Below are 26,898 nucleotides of genomic sequence, written 5' to 3' on the forward strand. Positions count from 1 at the left end.
AAACTTCAAGCCGGGGGCAAGAGTAATGCGGTTTGAAGAAAATAGCAAACATAATTAATCACTTTTTTTTATTCACCCTTTTACCCATAGGTGCTCCGCCTCATTTCACAGGCTATTTTCCTCTGTCAGAACAGAGGCTTCTGTACTTTATCGGCTCTGGTCACTCCTGGAAATTCTGCATTCTGAACTGTCCCGGACTAATCCCTTGCCATCTCTGCCATAAACGCCGGAGGCTGCGTTCCGATTCAAAACCACAGCGACTGGCCACCTCTTCAACAGGAAAACGGGTTTGTAACAATAGCTGACGGGATAACTCCAGTCTGGCCAGCTGAATCCAATCCTGCAATGAATACCCCGTTGCCTCTTTAAATAAACGCCGTAGCTGACGATCACTGATATGGACAATATCTGCCAGTTCAGCAATACGCCATGAGTGACCCGGTCTGGCCATCACAGCATCCTGTACACGGTGAATACGGGAGTGGATATGATTTCTGTGCTGTAGCCAGAAGCTCAGCTGAGGTTCCTGCCCGCTACGGCGCTGAAACACTACCATATCTCTGGCAATACGGGTTGCCAGATCATGTCCGTAGCAATCCGCAGTCAGTTGCAGGCAAAGATCAATGCCTGTCGTAATCCCGGCACTGGTCCAGAACTTATCGTCCCGGACAAAAATACAGTCTTCCTGTACCCGTGCATCTGGTGCCAGCCGTTTCAGCTCATCCAGCAATTCGTGATGTGAAGTACAGGCCCTGCCTTTCAATAACCCGGCGTAAGCCGCCAGCAAAGAGCCTGAACAGATACCGCCGATCAGCTCAAACTGATCAGCAACCCGCGCCAGCCAGTCTCTGGCCTGAAGATAATAGGGCTGCTCCAGATGCAACACCGCCCGAAAAGTCCCAATCAGAAATAACCAGCTATCCTCATTGACCTGTTCAGGCAGGGGTTCCAGTTCACTGAATGCCAGCCCCTGGTGGCTCTGAATGCGCGTATCCGTTGAGATATAGTGCAGCTGCAGATGATTCTCCAGCCAAAGATGCCCCAGGATCTGAGCTGGAGCGGCCAGGTCCATCAGATGCACGCCAGGCAATACCAGCAAATACACAGAACGTTTTTTGCTCCCGGACAGCGCTTGCTCTGTCAGTACATGTGTATTCATTTATCCCTCGCTTACGTTTCTCCAGCCAGAACTGATCCCTAACGCTCAGACGGAGGAGTTCCTTTGACTCTCTCACTGAATGCTATCAAGGCTTCACGACTGAACGACGTATGTACCCGTCGTTCAGAAGCCGGATGAAAACTCAGGCTGACACCTTCCCGGCGCGCCACTGACGGGCGTATCGGCCGGGGTGAAAAGCCTCCGCCACAATTCGGACAAACATTATGCAGGATCATATCCACACAATCTCTGCAAAATGTGCATTCGTAACTGCAGATCATCGCATCAGTGGCATCGACAGGTAAATCGTTATCACAACACTCACAATTTGGTCTGAGTTCCAGCATACGGTGTTCTCCCTTAAATGATTATCCGGATTAAGCGCTTTGCCAGTCAGAAGCGATAAGAACAAAAGCGCCATAAGTAAAAACGCGCTACAGGAAAAACGTTATGAACCAGAATAACCTGGCCTGTATTATGGGCCTGATTGCTGATATTCAGGACACTGGCGATGTAACTCGTACCAGCTGGCTTTATCAGATAACCAGATATGTTCCTGCTCCGGAAAATCCAGTTCAGTATCCAGAGAACCCAGCCGTAAAATATAATGCCTCGCCTCTGATCGCCGGGCATATACCTGAGTACCACAGTGCCTGCAGAAATAACGCCATTTCCCCGGTGATGACTCATACCGGCTCAGATACTCTGTCCCGGATATCACCATAGCGTCCTCAGCCACAGCCGCCACACTGGAAAAGGCACTGCCATGAGCCTTACGACACGTTTCACAATGGCAGTGATATACCCGATCAATCGGCTTCAAAATCTGATAATGCACCTGTCCGCACAGACAACGTCCATGCAGAGGCATACCAACGTTGGTCGTCATACTGATCACTCCTCTACTGATAATCAGTAATAGTCCTGCACAGATGTGATGTCAGCAAAACGCTGATGCAATACCAGAGCTGTCCGGTTATAAATTTGCTCCGGTGTGACCACCTCTTTCGTTAGCGGATGCATCATGGGGAAGGTCAGAGTGGCGTCCAGTACATAATCCACCTGATATCCCAGGTCACTGGCAATTCTTGTGGTGGTTTCACAACATTGCTCTGTGCGAATACCACAGACCCGGAGTTTGTTGATCTTTTTATCCTGCAACCATGCATGCAAACCACTATCGGTCATCGCATTGTGCACTCGTTTATTAAATATCTGATCACCGGGTTCTGATGAGAGAAAAGGCATCAGACGGACATAACCGGACTCCGGTGAGAAAACACCATCATCCTCATTGTGCAACACATAAATCAGCTGCCAGTTCAATTGATGGGCCTGTTGAATCAGTGCAGTCAGATTGTTCTGAAACCGGGGAAAATCATCATCCTGCCAGTATTTAGTGTGTTTGAAAGATTCCTGTACATCAATCACTAACAGAGCGGTATCAGATATTAAGTCGGAAGTTAAGTCTGGCATTTGCTGTATCTCTTTATCATGAACCAACAGGGACATTATTGATAATCTGAGAAAACAGTATCAGAGCCAGCCAGGACAGATACCGGACAAGAACGGACATATAATGATAAAGCTTAACAGAGCATTGATCGCTCCCCAAAAATGCTTGAGAATCAGCAACACCAAACAGAAAGCGGTTATTCTGATTCACCAGAAATAAGACGGGATAAACTCAGGCAGCACTATGCCGCACTGCTCACCTTGTGGGCAGCACGCCAGTCCAGAAATACAGCCACGACAAGCCATGCAACCAGAAATACAGCCAGTACCTGAGGTGTTTCAGCGACATACATTACCTGATCACTAAGCAACACAGTGCCAGCAATCAGTAGCAGATAATAAGGCAGGTTCAGTAATCCGGCCAGCCAGATGACACCAATACTATGCCGCTGAGCGCCCTGCGCAAACATATAAAATGCCAGCGCATTGGTATGCAACATCGCCAGTAACAGATTTCTGAGTCGGAATTTATTGCCTTCAGCCAAAAGCGATGGACGAGAAAATAACCGACCTAACGAATAATTGATAAAGGAGCCTGTGGTTGCGGCCAGTACCATAATAAAAGTCAGACGCAACATATCACCAAAATCGGGACCAGCCATAACGACCAGCACAACAGCGAAGAACTGACCAGGAAAATAAAACCCCAGATAAATTAAAGATTCCGCAAGAATAATCAGAAATAACAACCCATCAGGCATATCCTGCAGAGAATGCTTTAACTGCTCCAGCAACAGATCTCCACCAGGCACAATGCCATAGCTGGTAAGCAGGGTAAACATCACCAGAACCAGTAAAGCCGAAGCTGGTAACACACTTTTATAGGTCATCAGAGAAGCCCGGACAGAATTTTTCGTTTATACGCCGGATATCTTTCAGTGGTGCTCCCGCTCTACGCTTAAAAAGTTCAAGATCATCCTGAAAAAAAGAGTCAGCCTATTGCTAACTCTTTTTAATCCCCCCTTGCTTAACCAGAATATCTGATTTCTGGATTGCTAACGCAATACGTCAGCAAAGCAGCGATGATCAACGGGCATACTGTGCGATGGCACAATCCATTCCGGCAACAATCTGATCCGATAATTCGCACACCTGACGATACAGTTGCTCGGCCCGTCGCATATCACCTTTTTCTTTCAGTTCAATGATTTGTTTAATTAACTGATGTAACTGTTCATGTGGTTGTTCAATGGCTTTCAGGTCTGAGTTATGGCTGCATACCTCATGCCCTTCACCGTAATACCAGAGGCCAAAATCACATTCATGGGCCGAGACGGCCTGATTCATTGAAATGCCCTGGCCTGTATCCAGGAAAGTTCTCAAACGCATTTTCCAGGCCTGGTGGGCACTACGGGCTACAGCAAGCTCTGTCGCCGGATCTTTACTGACTTTAAAGCGACGAACCAGACTCATCAGAGCGGTCATCTCAGAGCCCATAGCAGAGGATTTCTGCATAATTTTTCCGGCTCCCTGATAGGTTTCTTCTGCGCCATCGGCAATGCTGATCACACTGTGATTAATTTCATCCGAAACCTGACTTTGCTGATCCGCCGCACTGGCGATCTGATAAACCGTATCATTAATCTGCTGCATGCCTTCTGAAATCGCTTTCAGCGCATTTCCAGACTCACTGGCTACTTCAACCAGAGCACTCACATGCTGCTGACTTTCATTAATCACTTCTGTGGTTTCACCCGTCACTTGCTGAAGTTCGGTGATCATAGTATTGATTTGCCCTGTCGCTTCCTGAGTCCGGCTGGCCAGGGAACGAACTTCATCCGCTACAACAGCAAACCCCCGCCCCTGTTCACCGGCGCGAGCCGCTTCAATGGCTGCGTTCAAAGCAAGAAGATTCGTTTGCTCAGCAATACTGTGAATCACATCCAGGATAGTGTGAATCTCCTGAGACTGCTGGTTCACCCGATTAATCATTTCAACCGTTGAGTTCACGTTATCGGCCATATGATGAATGGTTTCGATGCTCTCGTTAACAACAGTGTAACTCTGAGTTGCCTGCTGGCTGGCACTGGCTGTAACCTCAGAAGTACTGCCTGCATGCATGGCAACGTCCTGCGCTGTTGCTGTCATTTCATTGACTGCCGCCGCTACCTCACCGGTGCTGTTTTGCTGATTGCGAGCACAGGTAATGGTTTGTTCCGTAATATCAAATAGTTCTGATCCGGAGCTGGACACCGCCGCCACGGACTTCATCAGACTCTTAACCAGTTGCTCAATATTGGCAATAAACAGATTGATTGACTGGGCAATCTCACCCAATTCGTTATCCCCTTCAATCCGCAGTGTGCGCGTCAGATCACCGTCACCAGAAGAGATATTATCAACCGCCTGACGCATCTTATTCAGAGGAGAAACAATACTGCGCGTGATAATGACAGCCAGCAGAATTCCGGCAGTAATAAAGATCAGAGCAATAACAACAGAGTGCATCACAGATTCACTCAACATGGCCACATAATCCCCCCGGTCCATAGCAATCTCTACAACAGCAACCGGTTTTCCGGAAAAATCATGCAGGAGATTAGCATAAACCGCATAGCTCTGATTCCCTCTATTAACCTGACTGATAACAACAGTTCCACTAATTACCTGTTGTATTTCAGCCGGTGCCAGCAGATCGGCATTGCCCAGAGTCGACACATAAGCTTCTGCCTGGTTGCCATCCAATTTAAACACCTGCAACTCAACACCGGTATCTGCTTTCACCTGATCAAAAAAGCTCTGCCCAAGAGAAAAGCCGAATTCAACAGAGCCCCAGTGTTTCTGATCAATGATCACAGGAGCGACACCTCGAATACCTAACCCGGCGACCCCTTTTTCAATACCATTGACCCGTTTTTTCTGCTGATTGGTCTCTACGACCGTTTCCCGGAAACCGGATAAATCATCACCGAATTTAGCCGGTTTATGCACTCTCAACCAGGAGGTGGCGGGCGGTTGATGAAATTGGAACTGGCGCAAACCAAAGGTTTCTTTCAACTGTTTAAAACCAGGCTGCGTACTTCTGATCAGAGCCTGACGATCACCCCGACTCAAATAATCATGCACCTCAGGCTGTTGGGCAATATAGGTTGCCAGAGCACTGGCCAGCCTTTCCTCTCCGTGGATTTTGCCTTCCAGCTGTCTGAACAGACCTTTAAGTTCCCTTTTTTCTGCGGTTGATATCAACTGCTGCATATCGGTTAACAAAAATGGAATGACCATAGTGCACACCAGAATCATCAATGCAGAAAAGCCGATAATCAGCCGGGTTCTGATACGAAGGTGTCGGAACATACAGGCCTCTTTCTCTTAGGTAAAATCTTATTTAGAAACTTTTTTTCAATAGAAATCTAATGTTAATTTTACAAAGAGAAACAAACAAGTCTCTGTTAGTTTAATGAAATACAGAAAAATGATGGCAAAAAAGGCTGGTAAGGCAGCTTATACATGAATTGATGCATAAGCTGCTAACAACAAGATTGCAAAATCTCAATTCGCTTCAGGCAAAGGAGAAGTTATTTTTACCACTGCGTTTAATACGGTACATGGCCTGATCCGCAGCTTTCAGCAAACCTTCTGCCGTTTGGCCTGATCCGGGATATAACGCAATACCTATACTGGCACCAATGTAGGCCAGCTGTGGCTGACAGTTTTCACTACAGATCTGAATAGGAATATCCAGTGACTGAATCATATCTCCGGCTATAGCAGAAAAATCACGGTTTTTCTCCAGATCCGGCAGAATAACCAGAAACTCATCGCCACCAATGCGCCCAACAGTGTCCTGAGGCCCGGTTTTCTCTCTCAATCGCTGTGCAACCGTCTTCAGAACATGATCTCCGGCATCATGACCATAATTATCATTAACCGCTTTAAACCCATCCAGATCAATAAACATCAATGCGACCTGCGCCTGATTATCACGGGCAAAGCTGAAAGATTGCTCCATACGATCTTTACATAAACGCAAACCGGCCAATCCGGTCAGAGCATCATAATGCGCCATTTTTTTCAACGCATCCCCCGCTGCTTCAGCCTGTTTAAGCGCATTATGCAAGTCAGTGACATCGTATTCAGAAACCAGCGTAATATAATCTCCGGTCAAAGGGTGGCGGCTGGTACGGATATCCACAGTATGGCGGCGAACCCCTGCCTGAGTTTTCATCAGATGCTCCTGCTGACCATCCTGACGCGCTCTGGCCTGCTCCAGCCGGAATCGTCCTTCTTCCGGACTGGAAAAGCGCCGTTCAAACTCAGTCATTCCCTCTGGCATCGCCTGCTCTGAGAGATAACCGTACTTTTCTGCCGCCGCAGGATTTTCAAATAAAGGAGCACCATCCAGAGTAAAGCTGGTAACTGCCACCGAGGTATAACGAATCGCTTCAGCAAACAACAGGGTCTCCGGATCTTCTCCCAGATTCACTTCCTCACTGATAAAGGCAATAATCCCCCGGTGCTTTTCAGGCCCCAGCAATACCGCTTTATGGCGCATCAATAGCACACGGGGCTTACCGCCCGGATACGTCGTCCAGGGGTCCAGAGTCATGCCCTGAGCGACCGCTTTATAAAACGTCTGCTCAGTACGCTTACGTGCCCCTTCTGTATCTGCCGACAAATCCTTGTCAATCAGCTGCTGCAGGTGATCCAGCCCCCAGAATTTCAGTGCACTGCTGTTCCCCCACCAGAACCCATGCCGATCCAGATCAAAAATCCAGATAATATCCGGCACCAGCTCAAAACTGGCAATATCCTGGTGGCTTTCTAATACGGTCAGATGGGAGAAATCGGTTTCGGTATACAAAACCCGGCCTCATATAGTTCATAGCCCTGTAGCCTGAACATCCATAGCGGCACAGCGTTGAAAATAAAGAAGGGGTCAAATCCTGACGTTAACCCAATGGAAAATCTGATTATCTGTAACCAGAATAACTTTTAATGGGTATCGGCCAAAGATGCAATATCAGAAGGAAATTTCGACTATTTTGTTGAGAGTCGATGCGGGGAAAATAGAGCAAATTCTATATACGACACCATTGATAGCATTATATTTATTCAGAAAGCTCATACATTCTGAGCAGAGCTATAATTTCACACCATCAATAAATAACTGATCGACCTGGTTACCAGTTAGTCGCAACATATCTGCCAGCATCCCAGTAAAACGATGCTCCCTATGAATTTCAGTCGCGTATTCCCACTCTATTTCTGCATATTCCCGATCATTCTCTGGCAATGCAGCAATAGCAATCGCAACATCCGATAGCCTGCCGATGCTATGCAGCACTAACCTTGCCTGTCGTGCAGAAAGGATTAAAGGAACGGGCTCAGGATTAGTTATTTCCTGTAATTCAGCATACATCTCTTCATCAGATATGAACCATCCATTATCATAACGAAATATATTGCTATAAAATTTAAATTCAGGAGCCATAACTTCTTCGATGATATAATCTGACTCTTTAACATCTAAAGCAATCAATGGTTCAGATAGCACACCTGAACTAAAAACAGGCTTATTTTCACTATATGCGAAAACAACATCATCAATTTTTCTTTTTACAATATACATTCAATGTTACCTCCTAATAAGAATGCTTGTATCAGACACAGCAATTCCTACTTTTGACAACCCAGTATTGTATGGCTGAATTCCACCACCTGGAGCTAACCAGTATTCACTTTTAATTGACAAACCAGAAAAGCCATCAACTATATCTCCTTCAACCGCCACACTTGCATCAGATCCTACAAGAGCATCACGTCGGGCAAGACCTATATAGTCTTTAGCATTCGATCCTGCAGGGCGAATTACCCTTGAGTACCCCGATTTAATATCCTCTTTATACCTATCAAAAACAACTGCTGACGATATTGCTTTACTATACACAACAACACTTTCACCTCTACCAGAGCTATCATACATAACTGGAGAGTCGAAAACGAATTTCCCATCAGCATAATCTGCCAAACAATAGTACCGCTGATATGGATATTTAGTCCCCCAAAAAAAAACATACCGTCCACTAATATCATCAAAGAAAAAAACAGGATTATAAATATGCTGCTTTTCTCCAATTTCAGAGACTGCACTAATAGAAATCAAATCACCAGACGTATCAACAACCATTAACCTTATACAATATGGGCTACTGCTAATAGCATTACAAACAAAAAGTTTGCTAAGCTGAGAAGAAAAAAACAAATATGTTTTACTACTACGCTGATCCAAATCAGCCACATTATTAACATTTAACTCATCACCTAATGTAAAACCACCCAAATAGTCTGGCTTAATTGTATTAGCATAACGTATAGATGATTCATGATAACAGTAACAAAACAAAATTTTTCCTGTGGAGTGATCACACTTTAAAGCAGATACAAAGCTAACTATAGATTTACAACTGATATTTTCAGAGTACTCAACAACTGCCTTACCATTGTTAACTGATAATATTGCAGCAGCTAACGCGCCACTGTGAGATCTCCCCAAAAAAATAAATTGTCCTGTATTTGTTTTTTCAAAAAAACCACCTACTGAATTCAACTCTCCTAAATTTTGCACAGGTTGAACAATCGCAGTCGTTTCGCTAATAGTTATTTTTGTATAGAGTTTTGATTTACTATGTGGACCACCACAAAAAAAACATCGATATTCCCATCCCTATCCTCATACATATGGACAAAGGAATTACCAACAAAAACAACACCTTCATCAAGAACATAAGCATCCCCCCCAGATACTCCAACCATAACAAACTTAATACACTTATAATTAGCATAAGCTACTATAAAAGCAGAGTAACGCTCAACATAAACAGCAGCGCGATACAAGGTATCTTCGCTTGTTATTTTATTTAATGCTCCAATATATCCTCCGTCAATCCCTACAGGAGATACTGTACCATTACTATTCAAAACAACTGGCTCTGACTTTGATATATCTGATGATGCTTTTAATTTTAATTCAGGGTTTAAGATAGCACTTGCATTACCATCCGAGAATAAGCTGGAAATATATTCTACTGCATCCTCAATAGCCGGGTTTAAACTCACATCCATTAAGTCACGAGCACTTTGTAAGTCTTCTGAAACCTGATTACTTCTTTGTACAACATCAGCATAGCGATCACCAATTTGACTGACTGCATTCTGCAAATCACTGGCGCACCATGTAAGTTGTTGCGCCCAGTTTTCTACATCCACTTGAGTACCGTTTATTTTTTCAATAAACTCAGTCGTATCGCCGACTTGAACTTTATACTGTGTAAGATCAATAGGCCCAGGAGTTCGGATAGTTATTGTTTCCGACATAGAAAATACCCTCTTGTTAGACTTCCATAAATGACAGTTCTGACTGCCAGTTCTGATAGTGGGAGTGAACATGTCTGACAGAGTTAATACGTCTGCAGACCATCGTGTGTTCAAGAATATGAACACCGTCAGATTCCGGATACAAACAAACCAGCAGGTCACTGTTCATTCTGTTTTTAACAAGCTCAGTAATCAGCTTCTGCCGGTCCGTTTCATTCAACCAATCCAGCTTTAAGGTAAAGGATCGCCGGAGATCTCCAGTGCCTATTGTTCTTAGCGAACCACCTTCGGTTTGCACATGCTCGCCTGTTTCCAGCCATTCCAGCTGAAGACCGTAGCTCATATTGACCGATGGCGAGAATGACAACCCGGCAAAAATACGTCCGACTTCAAAATAGTCATTATCAGATGACGACGTCATAGTGATTCGGTAGCTATCTGCAATAATGGGAGTATCCAGCCAGTAAAGAACCAGAGATGCACCGCCAGGAAGTTTATCGTTATAGGACGCTCCCCATGGATCAATTCCTGCCCGCCAGACACCTGCCGGAATAAGCATTGCGGTAGCAATATCACCGCTGTCATGTACAAGGTTGCTATCCTGTAGAATCTCAATCTGCACATTACCTAAAGCACCAAGGTTGTGCCGGGCTATTGCAATACAATTGATATAGGAACCATGAGGTAAAACAGCATTAAGAACCTGTTTTTGTAAGTTAGCCGAGCGCCATACCATAGGGCGTTCAGAACGTTGAGTGTAAGCCACGGGCATTGCTTCGCTCGTTGCGGTCAGTGTCGCAACATCATGAAGATTCCGGGCCAGAATTCTCATTTGTGTCATCAGTACCAGACCTCCAGCACTGTTTTATCCTGCGTAGGCGACATACGGGCACTTATCACCCTGCCAATCCGCCCTGTCAGGCGTGAATGATTGATATGAACGGCAGAGCCGACAATATCTCCGCTCCAGACAATAAAAACCTCCAGTTCCCAGACTTCATGCCGTTCTGCACGTATCGACATGCGGCGTGTACTTTCTGTAACAGCATCCGCTCGATCAGCAATAACTGTATCCAGACTTTGTTCCGGTGCCAGAGGATAATCCGGCAGGTTATGAGTGCGGGTTTCAGTCAGCCAGTCCTGCCTTAAGCGCTCGGCCATAGCCGGGTCATTGTCATTCACCGATCCGGCTACTTCAGAGAGAGGGGTGTGATTACGAGAAAAGTTAAACCTGAGTTCGCGCCAGGGTTCTTCTGTTCTGATCAGAGCAACCTGATCCTGAGCAATATCATCAGCATAAAGTTCGAAATCAGCCGGCCCTGGCAGGGTGAGCTGCCGGACCTGCAGTTCACCCTGTAATGTGATAGACCAGTGTGCCCCAATTGATCTGCAGACATCATCCAGAATCTGCCGACCAGTCACTTCTCCGTCGTAATACAATCCCAGTTTATAATCAGGCACAGACACCGGCATAAGAGTCAGACCATAACGATCAGCGACCCACTGAAACACAAGAGCCGCAGTATTATGCGGCTCTTTGACTTCACAGGAGATAGACCTGGGCGTATAGGATTGGGTTACAAATTGTCCACTGGGATAATCAGGACTGTGGCTCATTACGGGTCCATTACCATCCCGGACAATTACAGAGGTTATCGGCAACCAGCTGACAATATAATTGAGACTCTGAGTATCCGTTCGAATAGCCGGAACACCAAAAACATCGCCCAGAATTAAAGGCTCAGGGCGATCCTTACCGTTAATTTCAGGCCGTTCAATGGACTTATCTAATCGGGCTGAGGCGTCATACAGACTCAACACCATTCGTCCTCGACGAGCTTCCTGCACACCACCGTTTGTTTGCCTGGCAATAATGCGAAAATCATCCAGCGACCAGTCCGGCGCCCCCAGTTTCAGAACAACCGGATACCCTCGCCAGAGATATTCCTGCCAATGACTGATGCTGCTATCATCTGTTAACTGCAGATCACCGACTGCCAGTAAGGCATCCAGGCGACTGGTTATATCAAACACACCCGACAAAATATCATTGTACGGTTGGTTTGGAACACTATCACCCGGATGACTGATATAAGGGTGATTAGCAACATATTCTTTACCGGCACTATGTTCCAGCTCAGCCAGAAGAACTCTGGGTTCATTAGGCTGACGCAACCAGTGCTGATACTGATCATCCGTAATCATTACACCACCTCCACCACTTTGCGATTAGTTCGAGCAACAGATTCTGTCGCACGATGCTGATCGTCTCTCTGACGCTGCGCAGTCTGGTTCGCCTGACTTTGCTCTGCCCGGAGAGAAGCCACTTCTGCCCGTAACTGCTGAAGTTCTCGTAACATCTCAGGGTCTGTACGATTATGCTGATCCGTAGCTGAACGCATAGAAGCGCGGATATGATCTGAAATATCTGCTGGCAGTACCATTTCATCTTTATGCAGAGCAGCACGATAACCATTGAAAGGCACCCGACCCAGGCCTTTAGCATGAGATCCATCAACAATCGCATTTATATCAGCCTGACTGCTGATTCCCAGAACACCGACAGCCTCAAGATAACCGGGTACACTTCCCCATTTTTCAGTCGCAGCGGCTTGTTTAACAATGGCTATAGCCTGACCTTCTGTCATATCAGGTGATCCAGCTCCGGAAGTATCAGCTGTGTTGACACTACTTCCAGAAGAAGAATCAGATGTAGTACCTGAATTACCTGAAGACGAGCCTGTATAGCGGGTTGTCACAACAGGATCAGGAATCGCAGAAGTAACTATGGCACTAATCTGACTGGCATGCTTATCAAGCAGAACACCAAACTCTGCAGGCCAGTTTCCTAATATCGAATTCATTCCTGTTAGTTGTTCAAACTGCTGAATTGACCAACTTAACTCCTCTTGCTCAAGACGGAGAAGCCCCCTTTGCTCCGACAATTGCTGGGAGTTAAGGGAAGCAAGCCACCTTTGTTCTGATAACTGCTGATTACCAAGAGAAACCAGCCCTCTTTGTTCCGATAACTGCTGCCCATTCAGATCAACCAGGCTATCTTGCCCTTCTGCTTTCAGAGCAGACATCATTTCAGAGAAAGTCAGTAGTGCTTTTTTCTCATTAAGGAGATGATCAAGAGATCCGTTAACAATCTCTGCTACTTCGGTGAAAGTAGAGATCCCTAAGACTACAGCAGCTGAGTGGAAGTCTTCAGTTGGTACACCATTCACTGATTCCTTAATAACACCAATAGCATCGTAATATCCCATACCGTTGGTTCTGGATAGGAAATCACTCAGCTCCTGGTCATTCCGAATACCCAGAATATTTTTTGCATTCAGAAGATCGTTATGAGAAACATCAGCTATTAAAGATTGATATAGAATATCAATGGCTTCCGCACGACTCATTATCGAATCAACATCACTGTCATTTTCCAGATTGATCTCTGGTTTTTGCGGTTTATTCAGCGCTCCAGCAACTTCTCCACCAATCTTAGTCGCAGCATTGTCAAACAGATCTTCAAACTTTGCAGGCCATCCGGCTAGCAAACCGTCAATGCCAGTCAGTGCTTTACTCTGGCTCTCAGCCCATTGAACTTCCTTCTCTGCAGCAATCTTTAACGCTTTCTGTTCCGCCAGCATTTGCTGATTAAGCGCCTCAATTTTTTCTTCTGTAGAACGTGTCTCCAGTTCAATTCCCAGATTATTCAGACGATCCATTGCATCAGTATACTTGTCGGTATAAGTATCTGAGCGCCCATAGTAACCATCCAGATGCTGCAAATAGGTATTGGATGCAGACTGAAGCTCTCCGGCAGCTTTGATAGCATCTTCATCCGTACCCTTAGCAGCTTCAAGCAGACGATTAAATTCCTTCTCTGCAAATATCAGTTTTTCCTGCGGCCCAGCCGGGTCCCACTCAGATAAACGTATACCATCAACAAACTTCTTAAGATCTATTGCAATATCACGCTGCTGTTTAAGAAGCCCGATCTGATTACTATATCTTTCTTCTATTTCTTTAAGCTGATCGGCATAATATTCATTCAGACTGGTTAGATAATCTTCAAGATCTTTTATCTGGGGGTATAACTCTGAAAGTGCAGAAACATCCAGATTGGCGATCTGACTGACTACGCTATCCATTTCCCCCATCACAACAGCTGCAGCGGCCCATTGACCAAGTTCAGTTGCAGAAATTAAACCAGCTGCGGCATCCTCCTCAGCCTGCTTCAAAGCAATCCTGAATTCACTAATGCTCATACCTGCTGAGAACCCATCCAGATCACTGAACTGTTCCAGTTTTTGCGCCAGGTTACCACGCTGGACATCCAGAAGCTCTAAGTCACTGTAAGCAGCCTGAGTATACTGATCAAACCCGGTACTGAATTCCGAACCAACATCATCCAGGGAGATTCCCAGGCTATCCGCAAAGCCCTGCTGGAAATCAAGATGAGATTGAGCAGAATCCCTATCGCTCCCGGAAGCATCTGTTCCCAGAACAGCATCAAAATCCAGCCCTATTTTACTGTATCCTGAACGGATCTGATCCAGACGTTCTACCTCAGCCTGCATGTCATCTACTAAATTTCCGACATGTCCAATGAAATCATCAAAACTGATTCCTAGTTCGCTGGCACTGGTTTCCCACACATCATAATTCTGGCTATGCAACTCTGTCAGAGCATCAGTAATCGATAGCCCTTCAAACCCTAATGCAACAAGAGATGTCCCTGCTTTCTCTGCCATTGACTGAGGATTAAGTAACTCATCAATCTGGTTGTGCAGAGACTTATAAGATTCACGCAGACGCTCATTAGCATTAATCAGAATATTAATCAGATCAGCCGTTTCTCCCGCATCCAGCCCGAGGTTTTCAGCAGTTGTCTGTAACTCTTCAACACTCATACTATTGATCTGATTCAAAGAGGATGTAACAGTTTCGCCTGTCATACTCAGCTCATTAAGTGCTTCATCAAGCGTTTTCGCAGGTGTCAGGGTGTTTTCTACCCCAGACAAAATGCCACTGATTGTCGAACTTAACTCAGACTGAACAGCGACCAGATCCCCCACGTACCCCTGAAAAACTTCCAGGTCAATACCAAGAGATTTCGCTTGCGCTTCCCAGGATTCATAATCCATCTCTGACAAAGAGCTCAATACAGAATGAATGGACTGATCAGCAAAGCCCAGAGCACTCAGAGCCTGATTCGCTTTGTCCATAGAGGACAGAGGATTGAGTACCTCTTTCATCTGCTCAGATATGGAACGATAAGAATCACGCAGCCGTTCATTGGCACTAATCAGAAGATTGATCAAGGTGGCTGACTTTTTAGCATCAAGACCCAACCCCTCTGTCATGGACTGCAATTGTTCAGCACTCATACTACTGATTTCATTAAGGGCTTCTGTCACAGTCTTTCCGGACAAACCCAGTTTTCCTAATGCACCATTCAGTGTTTCAGCAGGTTCAAGAGCACTTTTTACACTGGACACAAGTTCTTTGAATGTATCTGTGATGGCTTTAATCTCAGCATCAAGTTCTGACTGTACAGCAACCAGATCACTGACATGCTGTTGAAAATCTTCAACGCCAATTCCCAGCTCTGCGGCTTTTTTCTCCCACTCTTCGTAACTGAGATCATATAGCTCTTCCAGAACACTCTGGACAGATTGATTACTAAAACCCAACGCCATCAGAGATTCATCTGCTTTTTCAGCCGATGTTTTCGGATTTAACATCTCACCTATTTGCTGATGCAGTGAGCGATAAGATTCACGAAGACGATTATTGGCTTCAACAAGTGAATTGACCAGTTCTGCGGATTCTTCAGGATTCAGTCCAAACTTTTCAGCTTCCGATGCCAGCTCATCAGTACTGAGTCCCTGAATGAAAACAAGCGCATCAGTAAGTGTTTTATCAGATAAATTTATTTTCGCCAGAGTGTTTTCCAGTGTTTCAGCAGAACTGAGTACCGGTTTTAACGACTGACTGACATTATCAGAAATGGATTGAAAGGTTTGCCGGGTCTTTTGTATTTGTTCATCAAATTCAGCAAATGCAGGCGCTAAGGCCATCAATGCAACATGAGTCTTTTGTCCTTTTTCTGTCGTCAGATCAAGTCCATCAACAAGCTCCCGGAAACCATCTTTGCTTTCAGGTAATGCCATACCCAGCTTTTCAAACTGTGCTGCCATTAACTCTTGTTGAGCCGCTGTTTTTTCTGCTTCAGAATAATAAAGATCATAATACTGTTGCTGAGAAGATAATAAGTTTTGTATCCCACCTGCATATTCGACAATATTACTGGCAGCTTCTAATGCACCAATAGCCGTTATATCAAAGCTACTATTTAATGATTCAAGTGCAGGCAAAGCGGTCATCGCTCCGCTCAGGTGAGCTGTTAATTCAGATAAATCAGCGCCTTCTGCTACCCCATCATTTAATGCACGATACAAATCATCTGTAACAGCACCACCAATTGCATCGCCTATACGCTCCATTTGAATAATTGATGTGATTGCAGGGATGGCTTTGCCCAAATCAAGTTTCAAAAACTCTTCTAACAGAGCGTTCTCAATACTGACACTCCATTGCTGAAAGCTATAATCAAAAAACGCATCATCTATAACACTGTATTCTTGGCGAGTCATCGTTACCAACTCAGCACTTAACCCCCTAGTCAATCGGCTGGTTGTCTGGCTTAATGCAGACAGATAACGATCTGAAATCTGGTCCAACACACCTTTAGGATTATCAGCCTCAATATTGACTTGCTGGACTATATCTATCATCGCCTGTAGCTCAGCATCGGACTGAGCCAAAGCAGCAACAGTATTATCCATTGCCGCCAACCCTGTCAGAAATGAGGTCGCTTTATCAAAACCACCAAAGGTTTTTTTAAGCTTATTCGTATTCTCAGCATCAAAGCCTAGCTCACCAAATGCTGATTGTGCGATAACACCTGATTCTTCATCTTCAAATTTACGTTTATCTGTTGATCCGCTGTCACGGGTTCTGAAATCAAATTCAGGTTTGCTCTCTGCGAACATTGATCCTGCAATAGCTCCAACAAGGGCACCTGCTATAGCACCAATTGGACCTGCGAATGAACCTAAGTTCGTCATAGTGGCAAGATACGTTGTTCCTAGGTAGTTCCCTGCCATCGATCCAATACTGCCTAACTGACTTGAGTAACCCTCTCCATCAAACAGCAGCTCCCCTGCGGCATAACCGCCGATAGCAGAAACTCCCATTGACAGATTGCTCGGCCCTTGAATATGGGTAAAGCCTCCTGATTTTACAGCAGCTACATTACCTGATAGTGAGTTTGATGGCCCCATAACAGATGCAAAACCATCGCTAATAGATGTGCTGGATAACCAACCGCTGACTCCACCATCAGAGCTAAGCAATGAAATAGGATTTAAACCACCTGTTCCTGAACCAGATGCAGAAGTATTAGCAGAATTTCCGTTGTCCCCCAAAATCGCCTGTTGAATGCCTAGTACAATTGGACGAGTAATGGCCTCATGAGCCATTTCTTTCAAAGAGTCAGAAAACGATTGCTCTATACTTTTCAGCATCCCTTCGAAAGAACCCTCAATACTCTGCCCTAAATCGTCAAAATCAAGTTTGAAATCATCCCAGAAGTTTTCAAAAACACCGTCGAGTTGGTCAAATGAATTTTTTAAAATGCCATCTAACTGGCCTGAAGCATCATGTAATGTAGAGTCTAAAACTTGAGAAAAACTAATTGCTTTTTCTTCGCCTTCTTCCAGTTTTATCGAGTTATTTGATATAGAGTCACCTAACTCATCCATTCCAGCTTTGCTATCCAGAAGGTAAGATGGTAATTCTTTTGACTGATTTTTAAACCCTTCAATTAATATAGTAGCACTTTCTAATCTCTCATTCAGCAAACCTGTTGCTTCTGAGTTTGCATTTACCTTATCTGAAGTATGTTCCAAAACCTCAGCATGCTCTTTTTGCCTTACTTGAAAGCCAAGACTTACAGTTTTACTACTATTAAGTATCCCGCCAACTCGATTATCTACAACCTCAAGCCTGCTTCCAATATCATCAAATGATTGAGCTGCAATATTTGTATGCTTAACAACTTCATTAATTTCATAAGAAGCTGCTCTTATATCATTCATACCCGGGTTTATTGAAAGAAGATTTATACCACTTCCTACAGAACTTTTAGTTTCACCTAAAATCCTATGAAAATTGTTTAGCTCTGAAGTATTCCTGCTGATATACCCTATTGATTGATCAAGGGTATAGTTATAGTCACCCAAAAAGGTAGATGCTTTATAAAAACCAGAGGTTGACTGCGTAACAACATCAATTTGATTAGATAAAGCCTTACTATTATCATCAATCAACTTTCCTTGTTTATCAAGTGAATCTGAGTGTGCATCGACTTCCTTAGCACGGTCCTTACTAACCTTCTCAAACTCGCTTAAAGTGATTTTAAGATCATTCAACTCATTTTTATAATACTGCAAATCACGATTATAGGCATTAGATGCTTTTTTATAGGCAGATATATTTTTATCAACCAGGCCTTCATCATATTTACCATCAACGACACCAGCTTGAAGATAATTAATTGAATGATCGATATTATCAATCTTATTTTTTAAATTATTTATTATTACCTCTGTCTTAGATATAGAATCGACAACAGTAAGGTAATCATCTTTTCCATTTTTATCAAGACTAACATTTATCTCATTAGATATGCCAGCTAAGTCTTTAGCATTATCATATAAACGTTGCGTTTCATGCTCAGGAAAAAAAGTTTCAAAAGCAAGATCTAATCTTGCAGTATTGGCTTCAAAACCACCTTTAAAAAAAGAATGGCTTTCTAATGCAGCTTTATCAATATAACCCTGTTTTGCAGCCTCCCATAATTTAAGAGATCTGGCTGATTGAGCTATTATAGCAGCATCAGCGTCAGATATTGATACATTAAGATCTCTTGCCTGATTAACAAGTTCGGCATACTTTTCACCATTATCATCCAGTATAGGCAGTAACCTAGGTAACAACTTATCAAATGCGTTAGCTACAAAAACCTGCTCATTCTGATTATCAAGATTATTAATAGCGCGAGATAAATTAATGAGTTGCCTATCAGGCGATAGCTTTGTTAACTCTTTAAAGTTGATATTAAGTCCACCTAATTTTGCAGCTAGTTCTTTATCTCGCCCATCTGCCAATGCAAAAATTTTTGCAGTAACATTAGTTAGCATCGCAGCAGATTCTTTACCATCTACATTTACAGAGTTGGCTGCAAACTGGAATTCACTGAACTTTTGAGCAGACATACCTAGTGTTTGAGATGCAATCTGTATCTCATTCGTAGCATGAATGCTTTTAACTATATCTGTACCAACTTTGCCAGCAAACTCTCCTAATGCTTTTGCAACACTATCTAAGTTTGATATAAGTGTTCTTGCTATTACTGGTAAGCTCATATCAGTTCCCCTCTATAGATTTAATAACTAATAAATCCATTGCTTTCATATTCTTGCTTCAGACGTAAAAGGAAGCCTCTTTGCGAAGCTACATACGGTTAATTTTTTTCATTAATGCGCGACAGTGCTCCCTGCTCGATCAGCTGCACGGCCTGAAATGTTTTTCTGCGCTTTTTCTTTGGGGCCTGAAGCCGGATTACGACATCAACAGAGGGGTAATCCAGACCCTGATAAAATGCTCCACCCATACCGGCTATCACCCGCCACTGGGTCTGGCATTGCAGGAATATCTGCAGTGCCAGCCAGTTTTCTGGTAACACGTCCATGTGCTCGGGCGGCGAGTCTTCTGGCTGTTTGTCCAGCTGAAAGAACTGGCAGTCTTCATCAACATCCGATTGCTGACTGCCGCTACGTAGCCCCGCCCAGTATTCTCCGCAGTCGATTAGTTTTTTCTGCGGATCGCCTCCAGCGCTTCTTTGCCGTACAGCAGGGCCATCATTTCATCCACCAGTGCTTTACGGATGTAATCTTCCTCCAGCAGCTGAATCAGCAGATTGCTGGTGTATGCGATTTTCTCGCCTTCTGGTGTCTGACAGCCGTTGATGTTCAGAATCAGACGATCCAGTGCATCTTCGTCATTCAAGGTGCCAGCCTGAAACTCTTCGGTGATCGCTTTTTTGTCAGACACAGGCAGTCGGGTCCAGGTGACCTCGATATGCGCTTTTTCTGTTTTGCCGAAGTCACCCGGAATGTTCAGTGCAACACGGGTTTTAATTTCGTTACGAGGTGCCAGTACAAAAGACATAAATATTTCTCCAGATTTTAATAACAGGAAAAGCGTTAAGTGCTTGTGATAAAAGGAAGTAAGGTAAAACGATCCGTGGCTTTATCTATCCAGAAGCCGGATCAGAAAGGCTTAACCCGCGTAAGGCAGGTTAAGCCGATGTTTCGCAGCGCAATGAGATTGCACTATTCACGAAACCAGGTGGCCGGAGTTACGGCCGTGCGATTGAGCAGAGTGGGCATCAGCGAACAATTAGTTGCAGTTCGTCATCACCGGCATTGGTCGGGATCAGGCGAGCATCCATCTGATAAGTCAGAATGCCGTCTGAGTCATTTGCACTGATAGAGGACAGCTGTACATTCGGGGCTTTCAGTTCAACGATGCTGCCATCCACAGTACCGTGTACCAGCTCTACCGGACCGGTAGTAACGCCATCGTGACTGGCAACTGCGTCGAAGAAGTCTTTTGTCGCCAGATCAGGCGCTTCTACCGTAACCTGACCTGTTGGAGTACGGTCAGTAATTTCTACTGATTCACCACCAATCACGTTGCGATATACCACGTTGTTAGCCAGATCTATATCCAGGCCTTCAGCACGACAACTATAGCCGTGAACGTTATAAGTCGTAGTATTAGCAGCGTTAACCGGCAGTGGTGTTTTAAAGGCTGATGTATCCACTGATGGTGCACTGGCCAGCGTTTCAGGAGCATGCCAGATACCGGTAAAGGTAAAGTTCATGCTCGGCATTGCGCCTTTCTGCAGTGAGAATTTCACCGTACCGCGAGCACCGGTAACTTTGTGCAGCTGACCGGATTGCTGGAAGTACAGTGTGCAGCTTTCAAACTGACTGGATACAGGCTGATAAACCACTTTAGCCGCCGGATCGGGAGCTGCAGTAATGGTCTCTTCCAGACCAGAGGCACGCAGCAGTACACCATAGCCTGGCACTGTGCCTGCAGCGCCAGCGCCCGCCAGTTCAGCGTCAAAGGTGACGGTAACGTAAGGGCCGGTGTTAAATTCCAGATCATTACCCAGAGTTGCGCGATCGATTTCACGACTGACCCGGTTACCCTCATAAGGGCTGATGCTCAGGTTTTTGGTCACAATAGCGTTGCTGCCATCCGGGGTCGGGTCTGTGCCGTAAGTGGTTTCAGCTTTTGCCAGAAGAACTTTGTTTTTAAACAGCAGAGGTGTTGGCATAAAAATCTCCGATTTTCGGTTTAATAATGCATCATGCAGACGTCAGCCAACCGTCGGAGCGTATTCGTTCCTGTATTCAATTAAGGCTTGGTCTGATATGCAGGGTAAGACCTGAAGGATGGTTCCATTTCAGGTCAGAAAGATTCGATTGGAAGAACAGGGCAGCAGAATGCTTCTGTCATAATCCGTTATTAAAACGTGGCGGCATCCATTCCGTCGTTTCAGCAGGTCAGATAATCTGTCTCAACTTACAGACTCAGGATCTGAAATAACGACGCCACTGATAAACATCCTGCCACAGGGTTAAAGGCCCCAGAGTCTGTATATGCTTGCCTTTTTTGTAGTGGTAGCAATCCGCCAGTTCATCCGGCAGTTGCCCCAACAGCAGGTTCGAAACCTGCTGACGCAGGCTGTCCACCTGAGCTTCAGGGCTGATCAGAATCAGAGCACAGGACTCGGTCACTGACTGACTCAGACCAGGCGACTGTTCATTGTCTGTGGCTCTGGCATCCAGCCGATGAAAAGATACTGCAGGCCACTGCACGGCAGCCGGAAGCGACAAGACCTGAATATCCAGGTCAACCCGGTATAAACCCGATCCGGAATAAAATTCCGACCAGATATTCAGCAGAGCAAATGCAAATAATCCGGCAGGTTTATGATCGGCCACGGCAAATTTAAGTGCCTGACTCAGCGTTTGTACCCGGGTAAAACTATCCGCAAAAACCGACACCCGATAAGTTTCGGCTTTAATAATCCGGTAACCGTCGGTTTCAATATATTCCTGACCAATCGGCTGATACAGCAGATATTCCGTACTGCTGATACCACCCGGTAATGCCAGTGGGTAAACGGAGCCTGTCAGAATCGTTCCCAGTAAGGCAAAAACAGCCGGTTCTGTGTCATCAGCGCCACGGCTGATCTGCCCGGAAGGCATCACGGTGACGCCACCGTTTTCCAGTAAAGTTTGAATATTCATATCCGGTGTCCGGTTACGCTGCAGTCCGGATCAGAACATGACCCGAACTGCAGGCATAAAAAAACCTGCATCAGCGCAGGTTACAGAGGGCAAAAAAGCGAATCAGGCCGTCAGATTGCATCCTGATAATTCACCTTATAAGTACAGTTAATAGCAGGGGTTGCAGTAAAATGTGAGCCGGTAATTTCCAGTTCAATCTGGCCATGGTCACGCACCCATTTCTGACCAGAATGTGTCACTGTCAGCTCAACATGATCGATCTCGGCTGTATCGTTAATCGCTTTCGCTTCTACCGCATAAGCCACAGCAATGGCTGTTGGGTTACCGGTATACAGCTGCTGCAATTCAGTCCAGCTCAGTGCTGCCACCTGTGCTTCTGTCATACCATTAGCCATCAGATAATCAGCACTGTTCTGATCAACTGCCAGAGCATTCAGATCCACCCAGCTGCTACCATTCCAGGCTTTCCAGCTGCTGCCATCAACGCTGACAACAAAACGGCTGGCACCGGTCGCCGCCAGATTCTGCACAATATTAATGCCGTTCAGCTCAGAAACACCGCTTACACTGATGGTATTTTTTGGCAATGCAATCCTGGCTTTTGGAACAGAGGTAATACGCAGTTGTTTTACAGAATTACTGTCAGCACCGCTGTCATAGTATTCCAGAGCAAACTGACCAGATGGCTCCCAGGCTGCCAGCTCAGAGATAGAAATATCAGGGATAGAGTTCATACCGTGAGTAATAAAATCTGTTTCAGTTGGTTCTGATGCATTGACCTGAACGAAACTGCCCGCGTCGTATTTAAATGCAGCACCGGAGGCATTTCTGAACAAGAAACTCATAACCGGGTTTGAAGCGCCATTACCATCCCAGCTAAAGTCGCCAGAATAAACCCCGACATCTGAATGACCAGATGAGAAACCAGACGTTAAGGTATAATCACCATTGATCGAATAGTTTTCATCAAATGTCATTGGGGTAAAGGCTCCCTCCACTGAGTCAGTGAAGAATTGCCCATTAACCCATGAACGAACCAGGCGAATATCTCCATATCCAGCCAGACCTTGAGTCGCCAGAATTACACTATCGTAAAATGTAGCATGATCCCGTACGCCATTTTCATATGCATTTTCGCCTTTAGCGCCTAATACTAAGCAATTAAAGAATCGTAAATTATCCAATGCGCCATAAGGATAGCCCCAAGCTGAAATATTCAGATCAGTCACACAGGCATAACACTCGATAACAGAGTCCTGGCTACAGCTTCTAAAGCCTTCTTTCCCTTTAAAAGTACACTGATAGAATCGAATCAGCCCGGCATTCGAGCTTGAGAAAAATGATTCACTATCATTGGCTCCGATAATTGCCTTATTTTCTTCGCCAATAAAAGAGATGTTCTTTTCAAGTTTGAAATTAGCAGGATAACGGTAAGTTTCCGGATCAGAAACAGCTTGCAGCTTGATGGCGTCGCCTGCAGATGCCAATTCGTTACAACGTGCCAGAGTTTTAAAAGGCGCTGAGGCACTACCATCGCCTGTATCAAAATCGTCACCTGTTTCAGCGTTACAGTACCAGATTTTCGGGAATGTCAGTGTTGTACTGTTAATTGTAATATCAGTCATGATTAAATCTCCTCTACCAGAATATCGTTCAGCTCAGAAAAACTGATCATATGAGAAAATGCGCGACCACTACCTGTGGCCCGAACATTAATCATTGAGATAGATTCCTGTTTTTGTTCCGGGTGCATAGTACCGTCAAACACAGTACGAGCAGAGGCGTTAAAGTCATCGGCATCAGCGCTATCAAAGCCCGCAATAGTTACAATATTACTGTCTGCGGAACCATCACGCAGAATCAGTGCATGCACATCGCGTTTCAGACTGAAGTCCTGAGTATTGAAATTTACCGTGGTTGGCACACCTGCTGTCTGATTCAGTTCTGTCAGCTGCTGATATGGCATAACACCCAGAGTTACCGGGTCGATCACCACATCACCTGTTTTACCGTTCACACTGGTTACAGCCTGTTGGATGGTAAAAGTGGTGCCTGTGTTCATGGTCAGTGTCGACAGACCAGTCGCATCAGTAGTAACGCTATCCAGATAAGTATCTGTATCACTACCAGTTCCGCCACCAGATTGATCATCGCAAGGATCTTCACAACAACCAAAATTCAGCGTGCTGCCTTCGTGCAGAATCAGATCACCTTTAACTTCAATTGAACCCGGCATAGCGTGATCGCATGCGGTATCCTGAGTACAAGTACAACTCATAAGAAAAATCTCCAGAGCATGAGCAAACGCGTATCAAGCCTGATACGTAAAACTTGCTCATAAATAATGTTGAATAACAACAGAGTCAGAACCAGGTGCAATACCCGGTTGAATGCTGTTGAGTTTGGAAAGTGACCCGGAGGGATTTCATCAGCGTTTTAGTCAATGGAGACCTGTGAAATTCCGGATCAGAAATAGAAAACAAGAGTGGTGTAAAACCCGAACTCCGAGGTTACATCAATTTTGTTGTTCCAGTTGATTAATGCGGTTCTGATGCTCATTCAAACGAGCACGAATTGCAGAAAAATCACGCTCAGCATCCCGTTGCGTATACTGGTTGCCCAGTTGATTTCTCAGCATCTGAACCTCTCGCCCCAGAGCAACAAGGCGTTCCTCTAAACGAGCAATATTGGATGCCGAATCGGTCAGTGTGACCCCTACCCAGCTCAGCAGAATAGTGATCACCCCTGCCAGAATCGTTTGTGCATGACGTTCCATAGCAGTGCTGCTTCCACGACTTACAGTTCCGGCCTTTGTCATAAGATTCCCTGAGGTCAGTCTGACGTCAGGCCTGTTGGCTTCCTCGGTCAGTGTTCAGTGAAAATCAGGTGGCATAAAAAAGCCCTGACAGCTTATAAACAGATCAGGGCAAAACGAAACCCGACAGATATTAATCGCTTCAGGAAAGTTAATACTGCTAAGGGCTCCATACGGGGAGTCTGATACCGGCAAGGCTCAACAAAGCGTTAATCCGTTGCGTTATCTGGCTCTGCTATGCACAGCCTGACATTTGAAGTATTGCACAGCATTTCAGGCTTACCAGTTAACCTTTTATAAACATCAGTATTGCTGCCCGGTTCTGGTTTTGCTCTGAATAGCAGGCAATAAAAAGCCCCGATGCTCTTAAGAAGCATCAGGGCTTTGAATTCATTTATTTTCAGGATAGCTGTATGTTAGCGCCGAAATCCGAAAAGAGCAAGAAAAAACTGTATATTTTTACAGTATTTTTTAAATTGAATTTCAACCCCTTGTTTTTAAATGATTTTTAACGCTATCTTTAGCCAGAAACAGGAAAAATGATTACGCCGCTTCTGCTACCGGCCCCAGCATCACCTGAAGCAACTTGTTTTTACCCAGATGACAGTTGTCTCTCATATTTTTAACGGACATCATTTTTAACCGGGCCGGAGTAAAAAAGCGGCTTAACTGAAGTTGAGCGGTTAATATTTCCCAGTGCTCTGCCTGGCAGGCTTCTTCCTGAGTCAATTCAGTTCTTTCTCTGAGGTCATTGACTAACATGGCTATACACTGTCGGGCAGGAATTGTTTTTATCAGTACATCAAATCCTTCACTGCGCCATTGGGCTTTCATCGCTTCGTTAAGCATACGATCACAACCTGAGCGACGTATATCCTGTGGCATCGCACCCTGATATTCCATTGCTCCAGCCATAGGAGAACATGAATACCAGCCAGCTTCGTGATATCCCAGCAGATCATCCACACAGCGTGATACCAGTCGCTCACAATATTCATTACGGGCAATACGCCCTGGTGCCCCCTGTAGCAGGCAGGCCTGTCTTAGTGCCGGTGCAGGCAGTTCTTTAATCATTTTCAGAGTCTTGCGTTCCATTGCACTGATTCTCATAGCCAGATGCCATCCATTGCCTGTTTTTTATTCTGATATTGTTTAACTAAACCTACATTTCGTTTAGCGGCCCCTACACTTTGTTTACCAGTATCGTTAATACGTTTATCTCCACTCGCCCTCTGTTTATCAGGATTCATTCTCTGCCTGCCTGATCCGGACTGATGTTTATCGCCATTCAGCAAACACAGGGCCAGCGATTCTCCTTCCGGAGTACAACTAAGTGATGTCACCAGCTTGCCTGTCACCGGGCAATAAACATGTCCGGTAATATCCAGTAGTTCATAATCCAGTAGCTGCCGGATACGGGCACAGACCGATGTCAGGCGAATGCTGGTGCGCTCTGCCAGCATATTGCGTGTCACGGGTTTACCTGAGAAGCCATACACTTCGATCAATAAACGATCGACCTGAGAGAAATCATATTTCGCTAATTTGTTGCTGATGGTGGACGCAGACAGGCTTCGAACCGCTGCTCTGCTTTTGTTCAGATGTTTCATAAACAGTTTCTCCATATCTGTTGTCGGTGA

22 protein-coding genes are annotated in these 26,898 nt (G+C 45.0%); all 22 read right to left on the reverse strand.

Annotated elements, in window-relative coordinates; all coding sequences use genetic code 11:
* Positions 1-160 precede the first annotated feature (160 nt).
* The gene (locus H4O21_RS04535) at positions 161-1,159 is read right to left on the reverse strand and encodes a GlxA family transcriptional regulator (RefSeq protein ID WP_182807667.1); all 999 of its coding nucleotides are present in this window, start codon (positions 1,157-1,159) and stop codon (positions 161-163) included.
* Positions 1,160-1,197: 38 nt separating this feature from the next.
* A complete protein-coding gene (locus H4O21_RS04540; protein WP_182807668.1) occupies positions 1,198-1,506 on the reverse strand; it encodes a DUF1272 domain-containing protein in 309 nt (102 codons plus the stop codon).
* Positions 1,507-1,634: 128 nt separating this feature from the next.
* A complete protein-coding gene (locus H4O21_RS04545; RefSeq protein ID WP_255487134.1) occupies positions 1,635-2,048 on the reverse strand; it encodes a GFA family protein in 414 nt (137 codons plus the stop codon).
* 23 nt (positions 2,049-2,071) lie between these two features.
* Positions 2,072-2,635 (reverse strand): isochorismatase family protein, encoded by a 564-nt coding sequence (locus H4O21_RS04550; protein WP_220495507.1) that lies wholly within the window; start codon positions 2,633-2,635, stop codon positions 2,072-2,074.
* A gap of 221 nt (positions 2,636-2,856) precedes the next feature.
* Positions 2,857-3,504: a hypothetical protein gene (locus H4O21_RS04555; protein WP_182807669.1), complete on the reverse strand. Its 648-nt coding sequence runs from the start codon at positions 3,502-3,504 to the stop codon at positions 2,857-2,859.
* 196 nt (positions 3,505-3,700) lie between these two features.
* On the reverse strand, positions 3,701-5,968 hold the full coding sequence (locus tag H4O21_RS04560; RefSeq protein ID WP_182807670.1) for a methyl-accepting chemotaxis protein: 2,268 nt from the start codon (positions 5,966-5,968) through the stop codon (positions 3,701-3,703).
* A 205-nt stretch (positions 5,969-6,173) separates the two neighbouring features.
* The gene (locus H4O21_RS04565) at positions 6,174-7,475 is read right to left on the reverse strand and encodes a diguanylate cyclase domain-containing protein (RefSeq protein WP_182807671.1); all 1,302 of its coding nucleotides are present in this window, start codon (positions 7,473-7,475) and stop codon (positions 6,174-6,176) included.
* Between the two features lie 279 nt (positions 7,476-7,754).
* Complete coding sequence (locus H4O21_RS04570; RefSeq protein WP_182807672.1) at positions 7,755-8,243, reverse strand: hypothetical protein; 489 nt, start codon at positions 8,241-8,243, stop codon at positions 7,755-7,757.
* A gap of 6 nt (positions 8,244-8,249) precedes the next feature.
* Positions 8,250-9,239: a hypothetical protein gene (locus H4O21_RS04575; RefSeq protein ID WP_182807673.1), complete on the reverse strand. Its 990-nt coding sequence runs from the start codon at positions 9,237-9,239 to the stop codon at positions 8,250-8,252.
* Between the two features lie 32 nt (positions 9,240-9,271).
* Positions 9,272-9,988 carry a hypothetical protein gene (locus H4O21_RS04580; RefSeq protein ID WP_182807674.1) on the reverse strand — a complete coding sequence of 239 codons (717 nt, stop codon included), beginning with the start codon at positions 9,986-9,988 and terminating at the stop codon, positions 9,272-9,274.
* 16 nt (positions 9,989-10,004) lie between these two features.
* Entirely contained in the window at positions 10,005-10,829 is an 825-nt protein-coding gene (locus H4O21_RS04585) for a hypothetical protein (RefSeq protein ID WP_182807675.1), read from the reverse strand.
* Positions 10,829-12,193 (reverse strand): hypothetical protein, encoded by a 1,365-nt coding sequence (locus tag H4O21_RS04590; RefSeq protein ID WP_182807676.1) that lies wholly within the window; start codon positions 12,191-12,193, stop codon positions 10,829-10,831. The genes H4O21_RS04585 and H4O21_RS04590 overlap by 1 nt, the downstream gene beginning before the upstream one ends.
* Positions 12,193-19,479 (reverse strand): coiled-coil domain-containing protein, encoded by a 7,287-nt coding sequence (locus H4O21_RS04595; protein ID WP_182807677.1) that lies wholly within the window; start codon positions 19,477-19,479, stop codon positions 12,193-12,195. The genes H4O21_RS04590 and H4O21_RS04595 overlap by 1 nt, the downstream gene beginning before the upstream one ends.
* A 98-nt stretch (positions 19,480-19,577) precedes the next feature.
* Positions 19,578-19,922, reverse strand: a complete 345-nt coding sequence (locus H4O21_RS04600; protein WP_368737522.1) for a DUF1799 domain-containing protein — start codon at positions 19,920-19,922, stop codon at positions 19,578-19,580.
* Positions 19,922-20,284: a hypothetical protein gene (locus tag H4O21_RS04605; protein WP_182807679.1), complete on the reverse strand. Its 363-nt coding sequence runs from the start codon at positions 20,282-20,284 to the stop codon at positions 19,922-19,924. Before H4O21_RS04605 ends, H4O21_RS04600 begins: the two co-directional genes overlap by 1 nt.
* A 220-nt stretch (positions 20,285-20,504) precedes the next feature.
* Positions 20,505-21,464: a phage tail tube protein gene (locus tag H4O21_RS04610; protein WP_182807680.1), complete on the reverse strand. Its 960-nt coding sequence runs from the start codon at positions 21,462-21,464 to the stop codon at positions 20,505-20,507.
* A gap of 256 nt (positions 21,465-21,720) precedes the next feature.
* Positions 21,721-22,443: a hypothetical protein gene (locus H4O21_RS04615; protein ID WP_182807681.1), complete on the reverse strand. Its 723-nt coding sequence runs from the start codon at positions 22,441-22,443 to the stop codon at positions 21,721-21,723.
* 110 nt (positions 22,444-22,553) lie between these two features.
* Complete coding sequence (locus H4O21_RS04620; RefSeq protein ID WP_182807682.1) at positions 22,554-24,068, reverse strand: hypothetical protein; 1,515 nt, start codon at positions 24,066-24,068, stop codon at positions 22,554-22,556.
* A 2-nt stretch (positions 24,069-24,070) separates the two neighbouring features.
* Positions 24,071-24,721 (reverse strand): hypothetical protein, encoded by a 651-nt coding sequence (locus tag H4O21_RS04625; protein ID WP_182807683.1) that lies wholly within the window; start codon positions 24,719-24,721, stop codon positions 24,071-24,073.
* A gap of 237 nt (positions 24,722-24,958) precedes the next feature.
* Entirely contained in the window at positions 24,959-25,261 is a 303-nt protein-coding gene (locus H4O21_RS04630) for a hypothetical protein (RefSeq protein WP_182807684.1), read from the reverse strand.
* Positions 25,262-25,801: 540 nt separating this feature from the next.
* Complete coding sequence (locus H4O21_RS04635; protein WP_182807685.1) at positions 25,802-26,353, reverse strand: hypothetical protein; 552 nt, start codon at positions 26,351-26,353, stop codon at positions 25,802-25,804.
* 11 nt (positions 26,354-26,364) lie between these two features.
* Positions 26,365-26,868 carry a hypothetical protein gene (locus tag H4O21_RS04640; protein ID WP_182807686.1) on the reverse strand — a complete coding sequence of 168 codons (504 nt, stop codon included), beginning with the start codon at positions 26,866-26,868 and terminating at the stop codon, positions 26,365-26,367.
* Positions 26,869-26,898: the final 30 nt, after the last annotated feature.

The sequence above is a fragment of the Oceanospirillum sediminis genome (genome assembly GCF_014164585.1).
In the GTDB taxonomy this organism is placed as follows: Bacteria; Pseudomonadota; Gammaproteobacteria; order Pseudomonadales; family Halomonadaceae; genus Oceanospirillum; species Oceanospirillum sediminis.